Genomic DNA, 19,194 nt, shown 5'->3' on the forward strand with positions numbered 1-19,194 from the left:
TTGAAGCTGCTGTCTGTATTTTGCAGGCGGCAGCTTTTTCAAGTTCCATTGCCCTCGATAATGGTTGTAATATATCATATAACTTTTCACTTCTCGTTTTACTTCTTCTAATGTTTCGCACGCTTTCAGATTGGTTTCATCTTTAAAATGACCGAAGAAGGATTCTTGAGGGGCGTTATCCCAACAGTTTCCTCGACGTGACATTGATTGCCCTAGTCCCATTTTCTTGACAAGTTTCTGGAATTTTGGATTCGTATAATGGACTCCTTGATCGGAATGAATAAATGCATCTTTCGTTAAATGGTGGTGATTTCGTTTTAATTTACGAAGAGTATTGAGTGCGATATCCATACTTAATGAAGCAGATACTTCATACGCTAAAATTTCGTTTGTCTCAGCGTCCTTAATCGTTGATAAATAAGCACGTTTACCGTTTCCGTACGTCAAATACGTAATATCTGTTAATAATACTTTTCCTGCTACACCTTGTTTAAAGTTACGCTGTAATTCATTTGGACATGTACGATGTTCTTTTGTCGCTTTGGCCATTCTACGTGCTGGATTCGCTTTTCGAATTAGGCATACAATCTCGAATTTCTTCATAATGCGGCGAATACGTTTTAAGTTATACGTAATCCCATATTGATTTTCTAGCGTCATTTTAATTTGACGTGCACCTTTCTTACGTCCTCGGAAATGATACGCTTTTAAAATGATTTCTTTGATTGCTGCATCTGCTAACTCATGGGCTGCACGCTTTTGTGCTGATTTTTCTGTGAAATAATTATAGTAACCTGAACGAGATACGCCCATGATTTCACATAGATAACTTACTAAACGTTTTAGTTTATATTTTTGAATCGTTTTACTGATTAATTCAAATTTTAGTTCTGTTGCGATTGTTATTTCTTCTTTAACATCTGCCTTTCGAGTAGATCGAGCTTTTTTAAAAGTTCATTCTCCGCTTGTAATAATTGATTTTTCGCTTCTAATCGTGCAATTTTTTCTTCTAAACTTAATTCCCGTTCTATTGGACGACCTGAATTCGATTTCCGTGTATCTTGTAGACCCTCTACTCCAGTTGTACGATAAGCTGCACGCCAACGCTTTCCCGCTGAACTAATGCGCTTCAAACCAATCAGTTCAACATCTAAACCGGCCTCTTCAAAAATCGTTCTTGGGAGTTTTCCTTTTTCATTTTCTGCAATAAAATGGCGTTTAAATTCCTCAGTATATGTAATCGCTTTATCACTAATAGCCTGGACATTAGGATTACATTTTAGTTGTTCTTGCTCTTTTTTAGTAAATAATCTTTTCGTCATTTATTCCGCTCCGACATCTTTTTTCTCATTATAAACAAAAGTACCCTATAAGATAGACTTTTTTTAAAGTGTCTATCTTATAGGGTACAGTTTATTCTTTATTGGATTCATCACCAAAAGTTTGAGAGAACATTTGTTAAAATACATGCCATGTATATAGATTGATTGGAGTGGAGGCTGGGCGACCCCTTGGGGATTAGCGATAGAGGATCGAAGGCTAAAACCATCACATCCTGTGATAACGCCTTCGTGACCAACATCGTGCGCTGCCGCTACGTTGCACTCACGCTTTCGCGCAAAAGACATCTGTTGGCTGAGACCCTGCAGCGAAGCGAATGTTTTCTGTGCGAAAGCGTAGCGACAGCAACAACAAAGCGCCCAATCGGAACGGAAATCAACCACACGTTATGAGTAAGCGCATTTTTATCTTACACTTTTTCTTTTAATGAACGGCGTAAAATTTTGCCTGTCGTATTTTTCGGTAATTCATCTATAATCTCAATTACTTTAGGAACCTTGTATTTCACCATATGTTTTGCACAGTATGCGAAAAGATCTTCTGTTGAAGTTGCAGCTTCGTCTTTTAAGACAACATATGCATGAACTGCCTCACCTAAGTTAGGATCTGGGAAACCTACAACTGCCGCTTCAACGATATTATTATGTGCAAAGAGTACTTCTTCAACCTCTCTTGGATATACGTTAAATCCGCCTACAATAATCATATCTTTTTTACGGTCAACGATGTAGAAGTACCCTTCTTCGTCAACTTTAGCTAAATCCCCTGTGTATAACCAGCCATCACGTATAGCCATAGCCGTTTCTTCAGGTAATTTATAATAGCCCTTCATAACGTTAGGCCCTCGTACAATTAGCTCCCCTACTTCGCCAACGGGCACTTCTTGTCCATTAACATCGACTACTTTATTTTCAACATTGGATATGGATGCCCCAATAGAACCTGCCTTACGTTCACGATTCAATGGGTTGAAGCACGTTACCGGTGAAGCTTCTGATAAGCCATACCCTTCTGAAACACGCACATTAAATTTCTTCTCGAAATTATGTAAGAGTGCTACAGGTAAAGATGAACCTCCTGAAATTGCTAAGCGAACTGTTGAGAAATCTTCAGGATTGCCCTCAGGTAATTGATACAAGAAATTATACATAGTTGGCACACCAGCGAAGACTGTTGCTTTTTGTTCCTTCGTAATTTTAAAGATTTCAGTTGGACTGAAACGTGGTACAAGTAAAACTGTTGCTCCACTCAATAAAGGTGCATTGACGACGACCGTTAACGCAAATACATGGAAAACTGGTAAAGTTGCAATAATACGATCGTCTGCTCTATAGCCTAAATAGTGCGCTACATCTCGTGCATTTGAATAGACATTGCCATGCGTCAGCATTGCACCCTTCGGAGTACCTGTCGTTCCTGAAGTATATAAAATAATTGCATTATCTTCGTCAGCTACTTCTACTGGCTGGCAAGATTCTGATACACTAGCAATCACTTGTGAAAATAAATGAATTTTTGCTTTTGCCTCATCGGATAAAGTAGTTACTTTTTCAGCAACATCTGCTGTTGTTTCACAAACAACAAAGGTTTTTACTTTTGGAAAAGCATGTACACTCATTTCAACTAATGGAAGAAGAGCATCAAGTGCAATAACAGCTTTTACATCCCCATTATGCAAAATATACGAAATTTCATCCGGTGTATAGATTGGATTAATCGGAATTGCTGTTGCCCCAATACTCATTGTTGCATATAACGAAATTAAATAATGTGGTGTATTGCCGAGTAAAAACGCCACATGGTCCCCTTTTTCTACCCCTAATTGTTGTAACCCCTTTGCAAAACGACCAACTGTGTGTTCAAACTCACCGTACGTCGTATCTTTCCCCATAAAATGATATGCAATTTTATCCGGTTGCTCTAATGCTTGCTGACGAACACTTGAAACTAAATTCAATTACACCATCCCCTTATCGTATCAATTTCGCCTTGGCGCATTGACGCTGACGCTTCGCTTTCGCGCAGATAAACAATCCGTGACATCCGCCGGAGGCTTATCTTCATTCAGTAGATGTTTGGACTTCCCTTGAAAAAGGAATCACCCCATCCATCTCATCACTAAATCTACTAAATAAAGACAAAATGAATCATCATTCAGTAACATTATATAAGAAATATATTAAAAAAACAACGAAACTTTTTATCTCATGTCATAAATTACGTCAAATAACTCATTTTTTTCTCTTTTGTACATTTTTTCTACGAACGTATATGCGAGATGTATCGCCAACGAATCAAGTAAAAATAGACTACTTGTATTAAAACAAAAAAACTAAAAGATAAGACAACTTCTTTTACAATGGAAATATTAGCAATATCCTTCAAAACACCTTGAACCATAAGAAAAGCAAAGAGGCTATGCATCATTGCAACACCCCATGGTAAGAAAAATTGCGGGAATAAATGACGATTCACAAGCTTTTTGAGCTCAGTATCTGTTAAGCCCATTCGCTTTAAGACATCGAATTTACGCTTTTCTCTTTCAAGAGAAGTGTGCAGTTTAAAGTAAACGAAGCTACCGGCTGCTAATAAAAATACGGTTGCTACTAAAACCCCTACTAATGTGAATAAAGAATAAGTAGCTAATATATAAGAATAATTTAATCCTGCATTTTCAAAGTAAAATGGGCTAAATTTATTTTTCTTATAAAAATATTGAGACGCTTCTACCTCATTTATGTCCTTACCAATATTTTTTGTTTCCATCCACTGAGGAATATAGAAGGTAAATAAATGATAGGTTGGCTGCGCAACGTTTTTATCGGCAATCGGCTTTATGAGCTTTACAAAATCCTCATCGCTGATCACGATAGAATTAACACTAACAATAGACCCTGGGAATACTATTTTAGGATATACACTATCAATGGTGATCGGGATAGAATTTTCCTCTAAAACTGTATGCACAACTTTATTTTTTAGTTTGTTTAAAGACTCTTCCGAATATGGAATAAACACTGCCTCTCCTTTAGCCATATCAAGTAATGGATAACTATAGGAAGAAAGCAATACATTCATATCTGATTCCCTAAACACCTCAACCTCATTGTGAGTATAGGAAGAGGTTTGCTTGATCACAACAAAGCGAGATAAATGATAGGACAAGCCCTTTTCCTCTAATTCCATACGTAAAGAGGCGATATGATTTCGCTCATATGGATTGTCGACATCTCCCTTATAGACAAGCCCTAGTGGATTTAAACGATCATATTGTATGGTATATGATGACATCGTTGCTAAAACACCGACCGATAAAAATGCCATTGTGGACACCATCGTTACTACAAAAAACATTTTCACATTGTCCATCATAATATGTGTTTGCTCAGCTAACGAAAGAAGACGATAGCGTTGCCAATGAAATTTCCGTTTCCCCCGTGCTTTATCTAAAAAGCAAGGTAAAGAATCTCTGAAAAAATAATATGTTCCAAAGGTCGCTAAAAACGGAATTACTAATGTTAAACCAATTAAAGATGTATTACCTACGATAATTGATAATACGTATGATGATAAAATAAGGGTAATGCCAAATACAGCACGAATTTTTGAATAGGTTGAAACACTATTTAAATAGTCATTTCCCTTAAGAAGATCGCGCAATTTTCTTTCACGTGTAAAATATACACTAATAAAAGAAATGACTACAAAAGCACTTGTGAAAACACCAATCGTTAGTAAAAAAGGCTCCCATGAAACATATAAGGGTAAACTATCTAAATGTAAAATTTCCCGCACAATCATGAAAAAGAATTTCGAAAACGAGAAACCAAATACAATCCCAACAAAAATAGAACCCGATCCAATAATCATTGTCTCCAAAAAGACAAGCTTATTCATCTGTCGTTTTTCCATTCCTAAATGTAGTAAAATTGCAAACTCATGTGATCTTGCCTCTAAAAAAGCACTCATGGAATAATATAAAAAGAATAATGTAAAAAGAACGAGTACGACTTCCGCACCAACCATCCCAATTAACGATGCCTCTCCTAAAATCCCACTTTCAATATCCGGATGAAACATGAGCATTGAATAGATAAAAAACACAGCCACAGAAAAAAAGCTTGCCATGAAAAAGGCGCCGTATATACGGCTGTTCCGTACGACATTACGGTAAGCGAATTGTCGAAAGGTCACCTACTTGTCCTCCTCCTAGTAAGCTCAACACATTTAATATTCGCTGGAAAAACATTTGACGACGATCATCTTTGTAAATTTCATTAAAGAATTCCCCATCTTTAATAAATAACACGCGATCACAATAGCTAGCTGCAATTGGATCATGTGTTACCATGACAATCGTTGTTCGTCTTTCCTGATTGATTTTTGTTAAAAGTTCAAGTACATCACGTGAAGAATTCGAATCCAAATTCCCGGTCGGCTCATCTGCTAAAATGAGACTTGGGTTATGAATAAGTGCCCGACCAATAGCTGTTCTTTGCGCTTGTCCACCTGATATTTCATTTGGGCGTTTATGCAAGAATGAAGTTAAATCGAGCTTTTCCACAATACCTGCAAGACGCTCCTCCATTACTTCTAATGGTTGTTGGTCTAAAGTCAGTGGCAGCACAATATTCTCTTCCACTGTGAGCATATGCAAAAGATTAAAATCCTGAAAAATAAAACCAAGCTGCCTTCTTCTAAAGTAGGCTAGCTCAGTTGCTTTCAGCATATGAGGGTTCATGCCATCTAAAATGATTTCTCCACTCGTTGGTTCATCAATCGTAGAAACGATATTTAATAATGTTGTTTTTCCACTTCCTGATGGACCCATGACTGCTAAAAACTCGCCTTCCTCCACCTCAAAGCTTAGTTGATTTAGCGCACGATGAGTTACTTTACCTTCATACACCTTCGTCACGTCTTTTATTTGTAAAATAGGCATAACTTGTTCACCTTATTTCTTCATTAATTCCATAGATTCTGGTAAAAGCCACTGCAATACTACTTCAAAGCCAATTTGAAAATGCGGCTCCGTTAAACATTCAGCTGGCGTATTACCATCCTCCTCCACTAGACTAAAGCAATGCGAACCAACAATTATATCCCAGGCATCCATTTCACCTTCAATTACTTCCCCACAAATCGTATAATGTCCACTGTACATCACTTGTTCACCTTCTACAGGAAGAGCGTTAAGTAAAGTTGGTTTATATAAGTCTAGCCCAAGCTTATTCGAAAAATGCATGACCTCTTCATTAAGCAAAAGACTAGCCTTACGGAAATTTTTGCAGGATAAACACTCACAAACTTCGTTAAGTGATTCGTATAATGCTTCTGTTTTCTCTGTCTCTACATGTAAAACCCATTCAGCCAAACATACCTCTGTCATTTCCGATCCCCCTAATTCGTAAATGTCACTGTAACAACTGTTCCTTTCTCTACCTCTGATGTAATGTTTAATTCGTGACCGAGTTTTTCACAGATCTCTTTCGCTAAATATAAGCCCATCCCTGTGGATTCCCCAGTTTTACGCCCATTCTCACCAGTAAAGAAAGCTTTAGTGACACGAGAAAGATCGGAAGCAGGAATACCAATACCTTCATCACGAATCGTTAATTGTACGTGGTCATCTTTTTTAACGGCAGAAATCACTATTTTTTTATTCGCCTCAAACGTATATTTAACCGCATTTGTGACGAATTGCCCGATAATAAAGCGAAGCCATTTCGAATCACTTGCTACGATAATATCATCCTCGATATGAATTTCTGGGAAGACACGTTTCGTAATAAATAAACGTTTATTTTCATTTACAGTTGCCGTAACAATCGTTTTTAAAGCAATCTGTTCTACTTGCATATCTTCTTCAAAATTTTCTAATCTAGCATTCACTAACACCATATCCAAGCCTCTACGCAGACGGTCAATTTCCTCCTGTACATTCTTTTTATCAAGAGGTCGCTCATCCTGTAATAAGAGTTCAATGACAGAAATTGGTGTTTTCATCTGGTGCACCCATTGATTCATAAACTGATCATGTCGTTTTTGGCCAGCATATAACGATTGAAGCTCATGCTTATATAGTCGATATAGTTCATGCATATATTTTTCAGCTTGTTTCGCCTCTGGTGTTTTAGCATTTTTTTGCAATACATCCTCCATCGTTTTAGGTAGCTGCGATATTTTGATCAAATAACGTTGACGCATTAAATAACGGATAATTAAAAACGAGGCTAGTAACACTAAACTAATACAGAAGGAATATATAGCAGTATCAACATTTCGAAAGCCATCCAACCAATATAAGACCATAATAAAACCGACTAGTAAGAACTGGAATACAATGAACGATGCGTAATCACGCAAAAATAACTTCCAGCCCACTATAATTCACCTGCACTTAAAATAAAGCGATAACCTGCCCCGCGCACCGTTTCGATAGAAGACATAATTTGATAATCAGCTAGCTTTTTACGCACTCTTGTCATATTGACGTTCAATGTATTTTCATCGACAAATGCCTGATCGTCCCAAAGCTCTTCTAACAGTTGCTCACGCGCCACTACCTTTGGAGCATTTCCCATTAACAGTTCTAAAATGATACATTCTTTTTTCTGAAGAGGGATCTCTAAATCATTTTTATGAAGCTCCATTCTTTCTAAATGAAGAACGAGCTGTCCTTGTTTAATTGTCCGTTCTTCTTGTCTTGTTGCATATTCGCCATATGTACGACGCAAGTGACTACGGATTTTAGCTAGCACAATCTCATAATTAAATGGCTTCGTAATGAAATCGTCGCCCCCATTTTCTAGCGCAAAAATTTGATCCATCTCCCCAGAACGAGCAGAAATAAAAATAATTGGACAAGTTGTATGTTGACGTAGTTGGCGACACCAATAATAGCCATCGTACGAAGGTAAATTTATGTCAAGCAACACCATGTGTGGGTTAAATGCTGTGAATTCTTCAACGAGATGATCAAATTCTTTGATCGTTTCAACTTCGTATTGATATTTTCTAAGCGTTTCTGCGAGCAATGATGCAATTTTTACATCATCTTCGACAATAAATATTCGATGCTTCTCCATACCAACACTCCTTTCTATCTTATATTGTATCAAAAAAAGGCCCACTGACATAACTGTCAGCGAACCTTTTGTAGCAAAAGTTAACACGAATCTATTTATTAGAAATCATTTGTACGGCTTATCATCAAAGCGTAAGGTTGATTTCCGTTCCGGTTGGCGCTTTCCTGGGGGCGTCCGATGAGCCGCTTCGCTTCGCTGCAGGGTCTCGGGCCAGCAGGAGGTTGGTCACGAAGGCGTTATCACAGGACGTGATGCTTTTAGCCTTCGTTCCTCTATATCGCTGATCCCCAAGGAGTCGCCTACCTCCACTTCAATCAACTAATTTGCAAGGCATATGTTTTAACAAAATATCATCCCTAATTTCCGATGATGAACCAAAATATATTGGAAGATCACTTGCATGGCTCATACCAAAACATGGGGTTGATTTCCGTTCCGGCTGGGCATTTTCCAAGGGGCGTCCAGCCTTCACTCCAATCAAAATCTAAACATCGCATATCTTTAACAATGTCATCCTCTTCTTTTGATATTGAACCCTTAATAAGGACATTTGCTAGTTTCTACACATACTTATCTTAATAAATTAATTGTAAAAACTCTTCTGTCGTAATTCCACCAAAGTATGTTGGAATATCAATATCCGCTAACGCATTAGCAATTGCAGTTCGATCATAGTTTGTCCCAGCTAATCGTTGTTCAACATCTGTCATGTCGCCTACACCGAAGAAATCACCAAAAATATGTGCTTCTTCAATAATTCCTTTATTCACCTCTAAGCGAATATCAATGCCTCCTGTTGGGAAGCGATGTGTTTTTTGAATATTAAAGCGTGGCGATTTCCCATAGTTCCATTCCCATGTTTGGTAACGCTCTTCAGATAGCTTATGGATATTTGCCCAGTCTTCCTCTGTTAGCTCATAATAGCTAATATTTTCTTCACCACCGAAAATGGATTTTAAAATTTCTAGACGGAATTCTTCGACTGTCATCTTATCTTTTAAGAACTCAGAAATATTAGCTACTCTTGAACGAATCGATTTAATACCCTTTGATTCAATTTTATCTTTCTTCACCTTTAATGCAGATACTACAGCATCAATTTCTGTATCAAACAGTAATGTGCCGTGGCTATACATACGGCCCTTTGTAGAAAACTGCGCGTTCCCGGAAACTTTACGTCCTTCTGCTAAAATGTCGTTACGGCCTGAAAGCTCCGCATGAACGCCCATTTTTGCAAGTGCATCTACAACAGGCTGCGTGAATTTTTTATAATTCATAAAGCTATCGCCATCGTCTTTAGTAATAAAACTATAGTTGAGGTTCCCTAAATCATGATACACTGCGCCGCCACCAGAAAGGCGTCGTACAACGATTATGCCATTCTCCTCCACGTAATCTGTGTTAATCTCTTCGATAGTATTTTGATTTTTACCGATGATGATTGAAGGCTGATTTATGTAAAAAAGTAGCACTGGCTCCTTTTCAACATCCATCGTTTTTAATAAATACTCTTCAATGGCAAGGTTAATGCGTGGATCATGAATCCCTTTATTATCAACGAATATCATAATTTACGTTTCCTCCTTCACAATATATCCATATTTATTTTAACGTAAATTAGGCATTTTGTGTTGACGAAAAGCTTCTGTTATAATACACTAGAAAATATCAAAACAGTAATAGTACAGATGAACTTAAAGGAGGAGTCCACAATGTTAGAAAATGTAGTTGAATTTTTCAAGAACCTACCTGCAAAGCAATGTACAGAATGCGGTGAAAAGATTGAAGAACAAAGTGAATGCTACAGCAACACTTGTGAAAAATGTAACCACCTATAAGCATTTGCCTATTCTGTATTAGTCATATACGTGCCCCACACGTACTAAAAATGACGCCTCTCATCATATTAATTGATGAACCCTTAATTAAATCTCTTACACTTAAAAACAGTAGCCGATACGCTCATATCAGCTGCTGTTTTTTGTATGATTTTTTTTGCATATGTGCTGTTTTGTTGAAGTCGAGCCGTTATTCCTGGTACTTGAGCAGTTTTTGAAGCTACCCGATCACATTCTCTCGCCACCTGAGCAGTTTTCGATCCTACCCGATCACATTCTCTCGCCACCTGAGCAGTTTTCGAAGCTACCCGATCACATTCTCTCGCCACCTGAGCAGTTTTCGAAGCCACCCGATCACATTCTCTCGCCACCTGATCAGTTTTCGAAGCTACCCGATCACATTCTCTCGCCACCTGATCAGTTTTCGATCCTACCCGATCACATTCTCTCCCTACCTGAGCAGTTTGCGAAGCCACCCGATCACATTCTCTCGCCACCTGAGCAGTTTTCGAAGCCACCCGATCACATTCTCTCCCTACCTGAGCAGTTCTCCCCGCTACCGAGCACTTCTTCCCTTTCCAGACAATCATTCAACCATAAAAAAAACACCCACCAATATCGGTGGGTGTAAAAAATTACTTTTTAGTTTTCTTCGGCTACTTTTGAGTAACGTTTTGTGTGTAGTAACATGAAATAACCGAAAGTAATTGCTAAGAATGCTACTAGGAAGCCTGCTAGAATTCCGTAGTTTTGCATTAAGAATGATGTATCACCAGTTGAGATACTTGCTTTAAATGCTGAAACAGTATATGTCATTGGTAATAGTTTATTAAATACTTGTAATGGTGATGGGATTAACTCAAGTGGGAATGTACCCGCACTTGTTGTAAGTTGTAAAATTAATACAACAATCGCCATGAAGCGTCCTGGATCACCGAAAATAGATACTAACATTTGAATTAAAGCTAAGAAAACATAACTTGTTAATAATGCTGTTAGGCAGAAGTATCCGAAATTGTTTACTTCAAGGCCTAAGCCCCATTTTACAATAACCACTGTTAATATAGTTTGAATTAAGCCGACTATTGCTAAAACCGAAGCTTTACTTGTAAACCACGCTGCTCCATTTTTTGGACGAATCGCTGGTTCCACAAGTGGGAAAACGATAGAGATTAATAACGCACCTACGAATAAACCTAGAGAAATAAAGTATGGTGAGAAACCTGTTCCATAGTTAGGTACATGGTTAACAGATTCTTTATCAACCTCAACTGGGCTACCTACCATATCATATGTGTCTTTGCTTGCATGAACTTCTTTTGCTTTTTCACTTGCTTCACCTAGTTTGCCAGATAAAGTTGATGTACCATCTGCAAGTTCACTTGAACCATCAACAATCTTTGTAGAACCCTCTGCTACTTCACCTGATTTAGATGCAAGTGTTGATTGACCATTCGCAAGTTTATTTGAACCACTTACTAGCTCATTTAAGCCTGAAGCTAATGCTTTAGAACCTGCTCCAACTTTCTGAGCACCTGCATTTAATTCACCTAATTTTTGAGCAAGTGTTGCATTACCAGCTTGTAGAGTTTGTGCCCCTTGGTTTAATTGACCGCTTTTAGATACTAACTCATTTGCACCTGCTAACGCTTGTGATTGACCTGCTGCAATTTGCGATGCACCAGAACTTAATTCGTTAGCACCAGCTTGTAATTGTCCTGTACCAGCAGTTAAAGCGCCTAAGCCATCATGCACGCTTGCACTTCCTGCTTGTAGCTTAGTTAATGTTTGTTTTAATACTGCTGCTTGCTCTTCAGGCAATGAACCCATCATGCCTTCTAATTGTTTAGATAACTCATTTATGCCTGCTGCTACTTGAGCAGAACCATCTGTTAATTGGCCTGCTGCACCATTTAATTTACCTGCATTATCAGCTATAGAAGCTGCACCTGCACTAATTTGTTTTTGTTTATCGTTAAGTGTAGCTATACCTCCTTGAAGTCGTGCTACACCCTGTGTATATTGTGACACACCTCCCGAAAGTTCTGTTGCCCCCGATGCTGCTTTCTGTGCACCTGGGTATAACTGTCCAGTAGCGTTTTGTATGCTTCCTATAGCAGTATTTAATTCATTTGCACCTTTTGAAGCATCTCCAATACCTTTAGCAATTTTATCTGCACCATTCGACAATTCAACCGAACTTGATGCTATTTTCTCTATATAACCTTTTAAATCTTTTGTACCATTCGCTAAAGTTTTTGCACCCTCACCTAGCTTATTCGAGCCATCAGCAGCCTCTGTAAAGCCATCTCCAAGAGTTGTAATTGAATCAAATAATTTTTCAGCATAAGTTGCTGAAACTTGTGAATTTACTTCCGCACGTACACGATCCATTGCTGTTTCACCAATTTGTGCACCAAGGAAGTTCAATCCTTCATTCGGAATATAATTCATAACTAGTTTAGAAGGTTTGTCATCTAATAAAGTAGTCGCGTGCTCAGAGAAATTTGTTGGAATTTCTAGAATCATATAGTAATCACGGCCATGTAAGCCTTTTTCAGCTTCTTCTTTGGAAACGTCAATAAACTTAAACTCGTTACTCTCGACAAGCTTATCGACTAAATCGTTCCCTAAATCTAATTTAACTCCTTCCATTTCAGCGCCCTTATCTTGATTGACAACAGCTACTGGCAAATTCGGAAGGCCTTTATATGGATCCCAAAATGCCCATAAAAACATACCTGCGTACATCACTGGAATAAATAATACAGCAATTATTGAAACAAGCATTTTTCTTGTTTTTAAGATTTTCAGCCACTCAGCTTTAATCATACGTTTTCTTCACTCCTATAATATTGACCGAAAACGTCAGTCGGTCATTTTTATTCAAAAAAAAAAACAAAATTTCAGGTGGGTAAAACTTCTAGACTGTCCTTGATTCACTTTTTAGCTCGGCCTAATCAAGTTAAAATTAGTCCACGGAAGATTGTTTCCTTGAAAAGATTTAGTATCTTTTCTTCTGGAATAATTTCGCCATGTAGATCATGCCAATCAACGACAAATGCTAGATACGCCTTTAACAACAGAAAGCTTACTAATTCTGCATCACAGTCTCTAATTTCTCCTTTTACGATACGTCTTTGAATTAATTCAGTAACGTAGGATAAAATTTCATTCTCAATTCGAACTAGAGCTTGTTTAACTGCTGGCGTTCGTAGTTCCTTCTCCTCCTCTAATAACTTTGCAAATAAAAGATGTTTTTCACGGAACTGTAGCATTTTCATTAAAGCATTGTGCGCATTGTCCATAAAGCTAGCTGATGCATCCAACACTGCATCCGCTTCTGCTTGCATCTCTCGTACAAGTGACATAGCTATCTCTTGAAATAAAATTTCTTTATTTGCAAAGAATGTGTAAATCGTCCCTTTACCGACATTCGCAATTTTAGCTACTTGCTCCATTGTTGTCGCCTTGTACCCAAACAATGTAAAGGATTTTGTAGCTGCTTCAAGAATTTCCTGCCTACGATCCATTAGTAACATCCTTTCCTGTTCTATTATGTACATGCCTTTGTACACGAAAATGTTAATGACCAGAAAACCGTTTCGGTCATCTGGTCATTATCATATTCCTATTTTAAAAATAATGCAAGCATTTAATTGTGATTTTTTTCACTTTTTTCATGATCACTATGCTCAGCACCCTCTGATTTATCATTACCGTGATCCATCATGTTATGATCCATGCTGTTGTTATTTGCTTTTTCATCTTCTGGTAAAACTTTCGTCATATCCGGGCTACCAGCAGTAATTTGTTGCTTCGGCATATTATGAATACCATTAGCTGTCGTATGAGCATACATATAATAGACTCCATCGTGGTCAAACTTAGTCTCCGCTTTATAAACGCCATCTTTCTCTAATTTACCCTCAATCGTTTGCCCTTCATCTCGTTTACCAGATTCCCAAACTTCAAATTTCACATCTGCATCATCAATATTTTTGCCACCTTGTTCAACTTGCGCAGCAAGTTCAATCGTTTCATTGATTGCTACTTCTTTTGATGTTAAAATTTGAACCTCCAACATTTGTGGCTCTTGTGGTTCTGGTAAAGCTGTTGTTTCTTTCTTTTCTCCGCAGCCTACTAATAATGCAGGTACTGCAACTAATGCCAATAACCATTTTTTCATGTTTTATTCCTCCATTAAAGGCAATGTAATTTTTACAATTGTGCCCTTTTCAACTTCACTTTCAATCTCTATCTTGCCCTGTAACTGCTTCAACAATTGTTCAACAATCGACAAGCCGAGTCCACTACCACCATCTGCTCGACTCCGTGCTTTGTTAACACGATAAAAGCGCTCAGTTACATGTGATAAATCCTCTTGTGGAATACCAATCCCATAATCCTTTATCGTAATTTGTGCACTTCCATTATCCTCAAAAGCAGTAATTTCAACCTTTGACTGCTCATACGAGTAATTAATAGCATTTTCAATTATATTAATAAAAACTTGTTTCAGCTTCACTTCATCAGCTTTGATAATTAATGCATCATCAGCATCTAAATGGAGTGCTATCGTCTTCTTCTCTGCTTGATGAGTTAATATTTTTTGAACCTCGCGTAATGTTTCAGCAAGCGGAATTGGATATAAAGTAATTTCCGCCTGTTCATTTTCCATACGAGCAAGTAGAAGTAATTCATTCGTTAAACGTTCCATCCGATTTGCTTCACGTACAATTAGCTGGATCGTTTCCTCTTTTTGACTTTCTGGAATAATGCCCTTTTGCATCGCTTCACTATATCCTTTTACATAGCTAATAGGTGTCCTGAGCTCATGTGAAACTGTAGCTAAAAACGTTTTTTGAGCCTCATCCTCTTGTTGAATCGACTCTGCCATTTTATTAAAGGTGCTAGATAATCTTCCTATTTCATCTTTGGAATGAACTGTCACACGTGTTCCATAGTTTCCGTCTGACATTTGCTCAACAGCTCTTTGCAAATTACTTAGTGGTCGCATAATATGACGGATTCCTTTATAAATTAAATAGCTAATGACAATTAAAAATATAAAGGCACTGACAAATAAGGAAATGACTTCATTATTCGCTAACTCACTAATTTTTGCTAAAGGGAAGTAAATATATATAATTCCTTCAAGCCTATTTTGGTCTACTAGCGGAAGTACTACAGAAATTAACTGTCTATCAAATCGAGGCTCATACCCAATTTTCTGTACATATTCACCTGCCAGTAATTGCTGTCGCTCTTCTGGACCAATCAATGTTTCGAAATCAATATCAAATGGTACACAAGCACTTAGTTCACGTGGATTTCTTACTGCAAAAATATTCAAATTTGAATAATTAGTATACTGTTCAATGTCTGCAATAAACTCATCCGTTACTTTATTACCTGTATACATCGTTTGTAGCTTTGACCCTACCTCTACCATCATCTCCTCCGTGTCTTCTACATAAAGCCGTTCATATAAATAATCAGTCAGGACATACATGAAGACAACGGTAATAATTAAAAATGCAAAGATTAATAGCCAAATACGTGTTGAAATCTTTTTCATTCTCCAGGATCAAAGCGGTAGCCCACTCCCCAAACGGTTTGAATATGCCCCGCTGCTTCCTTTCCAAGCTTTATACGTAAGGTTTTTATATGCGTGTCAACAGTTCTTGTTCCCCCTACATAATCAATATCCCAAATGCGTTCTAGTAATTGCTCCCTTGTATAGGCATTCCCAGGATTGTTCATAAATAAATGTAATAGTTCAAACTCCTTTAAAGTAAGTGGAACACTCTTTCCATCCACAGATACCTTGCGTGCAGTCTCATCTATTTTAATAGGTCCAAGTATCACATATTTTTGCTGTAATTCTTCAATATTAGCACCACTTCTTCTTAACACAGCATGAATTCGAGCAACTAACTCATCGTTTGTAAACGGTTTGACAATATAATCATCTCCGCCAATTGTTAGGCCTTTAACTTTATCCTCATTTGCATCGCGTGCTGTCAGGAAAATAATTGGTATATTCGACATCGCACGTATACTTTGACAAACCGCAAAGCCGTCTTCATGCGGCATCATCACATCAAGTAAAACTAAATCAATTTTTTCTCGTACAATAATGTCATAGGCTTCTGTACCACTTGCTGCTGTTAAAGTCTCAATTTTAGAATTATTGAGCATCATTTCTATTAAATTACGCATATCTTTCTCATCATCAACAATTAATACAGTTGTCACATTTTTTCCTCCCTCACTAACAGTTGAAATGCACCTTTCCCCACATCAACTGTTTTTTTTACCTGACCTTCTTGTATGAAATATAAAGTATGGTCATCATAGCCAGCGACAACAATATTATCTTTAAACTGATTTACGGCAAATGGATTAGCGCCTACCACTTGCTCCCATTTCACATTTCCATTAAAGTCAGCAACATATAATTCGTTATGACCATGACTAACAACAAGGATAGCATCCTTTGTTTTGGTTAATCCAACAGGCATTAAAGGCATTTTTATCTCCCCTTTTTTGACTCCTGTCGTAAGATCATATTTTTTAACAGAACTATTCGGTTTGCTTCCTTCTCCATGACCACCCATCCATAGTTCATTTGTCTCTTCGAGAATAGCTATTCCATGTGATGATTTTTGAATCGGCCACTCTTGCTCAACCTTTAGATTTTCTATATTTAACACCGATAATTTCGTATCTTTATAATTAATCACATATAGCTTATCTTTATAGGCTGCCATTGACATAGGGTAGTTACCTAGCTTCTGTGTTGCCAGTTCGTTGCCCTTCTCATCAAAGCTTGTCACTGTATTTGTTTTGCTATTCGCAATAAAAAACTGTTTTTTATTTTCGGCATAATACACATTGGTTGTACCAAGCTTTACTTTTTTTGAATAGAGCTTCTTTCCGGTTGATAAAGTATAGACGTCTATTTCATTTAATTGATGACCGTACAATAACACACGATCATTTTCAAGCAGTATTGCCCCCGAGTATGCTTTGTCAAATAACCACGTTGCTATCACATTCCCTTGCCCATCTATAAAATCTAGTGAAGGCTCCTGTATATTTAAGGATGCAATAAAATCCTGGTCACGTTCTATAGGATCAAACGATTTCCCCGTACACCCTGCTAGCCATATAAGCTGTACTAAAGAAAAAATGAAGAATACCCATTTTTTCAACATCATCACCTCTGTTTCTTAACTATACTTCACAATTGTGAAATTCGCGTGAAACTTGAATGGTAAATTTATGACAAAGAAAACAAGCAAATTTCACGATTAATACTACATCTACGAGCATTTATCCAAACCCCAAAATATAGTAGCTCATATACTACATAGATTACGGTAAGGAGGAATCCACTTTATGGTGTCCATTAGTTTATGTATGATAGTGAAAAATGAAGAAGATGTCATCGGTAGATGTCTAGCATCTGTAAAAGGGTTAGTTGACGAAATTAATATCATCGATACAGGCTCTACCGACAATACAAAGCAAATCGTTAAACAATTCACAGATCGTATTTATGATTTCGAATGGATTCAGCATTTTGCAGCTGCAAGAAATTTTTCTTTTCAGCAAGCAACAAAGGAGTACATTTTTTGGCTTGATGCAGACGACGTATTATTAGAAGAGGATCAAGAAAAATTTAAAGCACTAAAAGAATCCTTAAGTCTTGATATAGATGCCGTTTCGATGAATTATAATTTAAGCTTTGATCACGAGGGAAATGTAAGTTCTCTTTTAAGAAGATATCGTTTAGTAAGAAGAGATAAACAATTCCAATGGATAGGTGCTGTCCATGAATATTTAGAAGTCGGCGGGAAGCTTTTGGATAGTGATATCGCTGTCAGCCATTTACCACTTAGTCATGATCATAATCGGAATATTAACATCTATAAGCAATTAGTTGAATCAGGAGAACCTCTCTCTCCACGAGATACATTTTATTATGCAAATGAATTACTAGATCATGAACAATTTGAGGATGCACTATTTTACTATGAAACGTTTTTAGCTTCTAAACTGGGCTGGGTAGAAGATAATATCCGAGCCTGTTTTAAATTAGCAGATTGTTACTCTAATTTAAATGATAAAGAAAATAATTTGAGTTCCATTTTAAGAAGCTTTGAATATGACATTCCACGCCCTGAAGCGTGTTGTAGACTTGGCTTTCATTTTATGGAACAAGCCAAAAATGATGAAGCAATTTTTTGGTATAAACAAGCGCTTGTCGTCAAGCAAAAACCTAACACTCCTTTTCAAAATAAAACCTTTACGACCTGGTTACCCCACTTACAACTTTGTGTCCTCTTTGATCGGTTACAACAATATGAACTCGCCAACGCACATAATGAAATAGCAAGATCCTATTTACCAAATGATGAAAAAATACTGCACAATAAAAAATATTTTGATCGCATTTTAAATAAGGAAAATGAAACATCTTAAATATCTTCTATATAAATAAGTAGTTAGTGAATAGTGTTTAGAAAATACTTTTATCGCAATTGATATTTTTGATAAACCAAGTAGTTAACTGTCTATTTCATCTTTTCCCTCTATGAATACGATACTTGAGAGAGGAGGTGAAACAATGCATTTTGGAAAATTTAATAATAGAATTTGTAGCAAATGTAATACATTCCCGTGTTGTTGTAATCCTTGTGCTCCAAGCTGTCCTGTTATTCCTATTAAACGTGGAGTAACTGGTCCTACGGGAGCTACTGGCGCTACTGGTGCTACCGGGGTTACCGGGGTTACCGGGGTTACTGGCTCTACTGGCTCTACTGGCTCTACTGGCTCTACTGGCTCTACTGGCTCTACTGGCTCTACTGGGGCTACTGGGGCTACTGGGGCTACTGGGGCTACTGGGGCTACTGGGG

At 37.4% G+C, this 19,194-nt stretch carries 18 protein-coding genes; 3 read left to right on the plus strand and 15 right to left on the minus strand.

The genetic code is table 11. From position 1 onward, the window contains the following. The 8 genes from ABE34_RS20185 to ABE34_RS20220 all read right to left on the minus strand — a co-directional run. Positions 1 to 1,322, minus strand: a protein-coding gene (locus ABE34_RS20185; RefSeq protein WP_197144234.1) for an IS3 family transposase whose coding sequence is annotated in 2 segments (ribosomal slippage) — positions 1 to 941 and positions 941 to 1,322 — 1,323 coding nt annotated over the 2 segments. Because the reading frame shifts where the segments join, the coding sequence is not laid out codon by codon here. This gene is flagged as partial in the annotation. A gap of 428 nt (positions 1,323 to 1,750) precedes the next feature. Beyond that, a complete protein-coding gene (locus tag ABE34_RS20190; RefSeq protein WP_197144235.1) occupies positions 1,751 to 3,298 on the minus strand; it encodes a fatty acid--CoA ligase family protein in 1,548 nt (515 codons plus the stop codon). A 302-nt stretch (positions 3,299 to 3,600) separates the two neighbouring features. Further along, a complete protein-coding gene (locus ABE34_RS20195; protein WP_197144236.1) occupies positions 3,601 to 5,535 on the minus strand; it encodes an FtsX-like permease family protein in 1,935 nt (644 codons plus the stop codon). After that, a complete protein-coding gene (locus tag ABE34_RS20200) occupies positions 5,507 to 6,283 on the minus strand; it encodes an ABC transporter ATP-binding protein (RefSeq protein WP_197144237.1) in 777 nt (258 codons plus the stop codon). Before ABE34_RS20200 ends, ABE34_RS20195 begins: the two co-directional genes overlap by 29 nt. Before the next feature lie 12 nt (positions 6,284 to 6,295). After that, positions 6,296 to 6,730: a hypothetical protein gene (locus tag ABE34_RS20205; protein WP_197144238.1), complete on the minus strand. Its 435-nt coding sequence runs from the start codon at positions 6,728 to 6,730 to the stop codon at positions 6,296 to 6,298. An 11-nt stretch (positions 6,731 to 6,741) separates the two neighbouring features. Then, positions 6,742 to 7,725 (minus strand): ATP-binding protein, encoded by a 984-nt coding sequence (locus ABE34_RS20210; protein ID WP_197144239.1) that lies wholly within the window; start codon positions 7,723 to 7,725, stop codon positions 6,742 to 6,744. After that, positions 7,725 to 8,429 carry a response regulator transcription factor gene (locus tag ABE34_RS20215; RefSeq protein ID WP_197144240.1) on the minus strand — a complete coding sequence of 235 codons (705 nt, stop codon included), beginning with the start codon at positions 8,427 to 8,429 and terminating at the stop codon, positions 7,725 to 7,727. The genes ABE34_RS20210 and ABE34_RS20215 overlap by 1 nt, the downstream gene beginning before the upstream one ends. 575 nt (positions 8,430 to 9,004) lie before the next feature. After that, positions 9,005 to 9,997 (minus strand): lipoate--protein ligase, encoded by a 993-nt coding sequence (locus ABE34_RS20220; RefSeq protein ID WP_197144241.1) that lies wholly within the window; start codon positions 9,995 to 9,997, stop codon positions 9,005 to 9,007. A 144-nt stretch (positions 9,998 to 10,141) separates the two neighbouring features. On the opposite strand from ABE34_RS20220, the gene yhfH reads away from it, so the two are divergent. Next, a complete protein-coding gene (gene yhfH, locus ABE34_RS20225; protein ID WP_012292204.1) occupies positions 10,142 to 10,267 on the plus strand; it encodes a protein YhfH in 126 nt (41 codons plus the stop codon). A gap of 83 nt (positions 10,268 to 10,350) precedes the next feature. Here the strand turns inward: yhfH and ABE34_RS20230 are convergent, their stop codons facing one another. From ABE34_RS20230 to ABE34_RS20260, 7 genes are all read right to left on the minus strand, one after another. Beyond that, positions 10,351 to 10,785, minus strand: coding sequence for a hypothetical protein (locus ABE34_RS20230; protein WP_197229942.1), 435 nt, complete (start codon positions 10,783 to 10,785; stop codon positions 10,351 to 10,353). A gap of 124 nt (positions 10,786 to 10,909) precedes the next feature. Then, positions 10,910 to 13,099 carry a YhgE/Pip domain-containing protein gene (locus ABE34_RS20235; RefSeq protein ID WP_197144243.1) on the minus strand — a complete coding sequence of 730 codons (2,190 nt, stop codon included), beginning with the start codon at positions 13,097 to 13,099 and terminating at the stop codon, positions 10,910 to 10,912. A gap of 128 nt (positions 13,100 to 13,227) precedes the next feature. Further along, complete coding sequence (locus ABE34_RS20240; protein WP_197144244.1) at positions 13,228 to 13,800, minus strand: TetR/AcrR family transcriptional regulator; 573 nt, start codon at positions 13,798 to 13,800, stop codon at positions 13,228 to 13,230. Between the two features lie 122 nt (positions 13,801 to 13,922). Continuing rightward, complete coding sequence (locus ABE34_RS20245) at positions 13,923 to 14,456, minus strand: FixH family protein (RefSeq protein ID WP_197144245.1); 534 nt, start codon at positions 14,454 to 14,456, stop codon at positions 13,923 to 13,925. Between the two features lie 3 nt (positions 14,457 to 14,459). Then, positions 14,460 to 15,848 (minus strand): sensor histidine kinase, encoded by a 1,389-nt coding sequence (locus ABE34_RS20250; RefSeq protein WP_197144246.1) that lies wholly within the window; start codon positions 15,846 to 15,848, stop codon positions 14,460 to 14,462. Beyond that, positions 15,845 to 16,528, minus strand: a complete 684-nt coding sequence (locus ABE34_RS20255; protein WP_197144247.1) for a response regulator — start codon at positions 16,526 to 16,528, stop codon at positions 15,845 to 15,847. Before ABE34_RS20255 ends, ABE34_RS20250 begins: the two co-directional genes overlap by 4 nt. After that, positions 16,525 to 17,490, minus strand: a complete 966-nt coding sequence (locus ABE34_RS20260; RefSeq protein WP_430982175.1) for a YncE family protein — start codon at positions 17,488 to 17,490, stop codon at positions 16,525 to 16,527. The genes ABE34_RS20255 and ABE34_RS20260 overlap by 4 nt, the downstream gene beginning before the upstream one ends. Before the next feature lie 184 nt (positions 17,491 to 17,674). Between ABE34_RS20260 and ABE34_RS20265 the strand changes: the two genes are divergently transcribed. Then, positions 17,675 to 18,760, plus strand: a complete 1,086-nt coding sequence (locus tag ABE34_RS20265) for a glycosyltransferase family 2 protein (RefSeq protein WP_197144248.1) — start codon at positions 17,675 to 17,677, stop codon at positions 18,758 to 18,760. 145 nt (positions 18,761 to 18,905) lie between these two features. After that, positions 18,906 to 19,194, plus strand: a 289-nt coding sequence (locus ABE34_RS20270; protein ID WP_197144249.1) for a hypothetical protein, incomplete at its 3' end; no start/stop codon positions are given.

This window comes from Lysinibacillus sphaericus, from assembly GCF_015844675.1.
Classification (GTDB): Bacteria; Bacillota; Bacilli; order Bacillales_A; family Planococcaceae; genus Lysinibacillus; species Lysinibacillus sphaericus_E.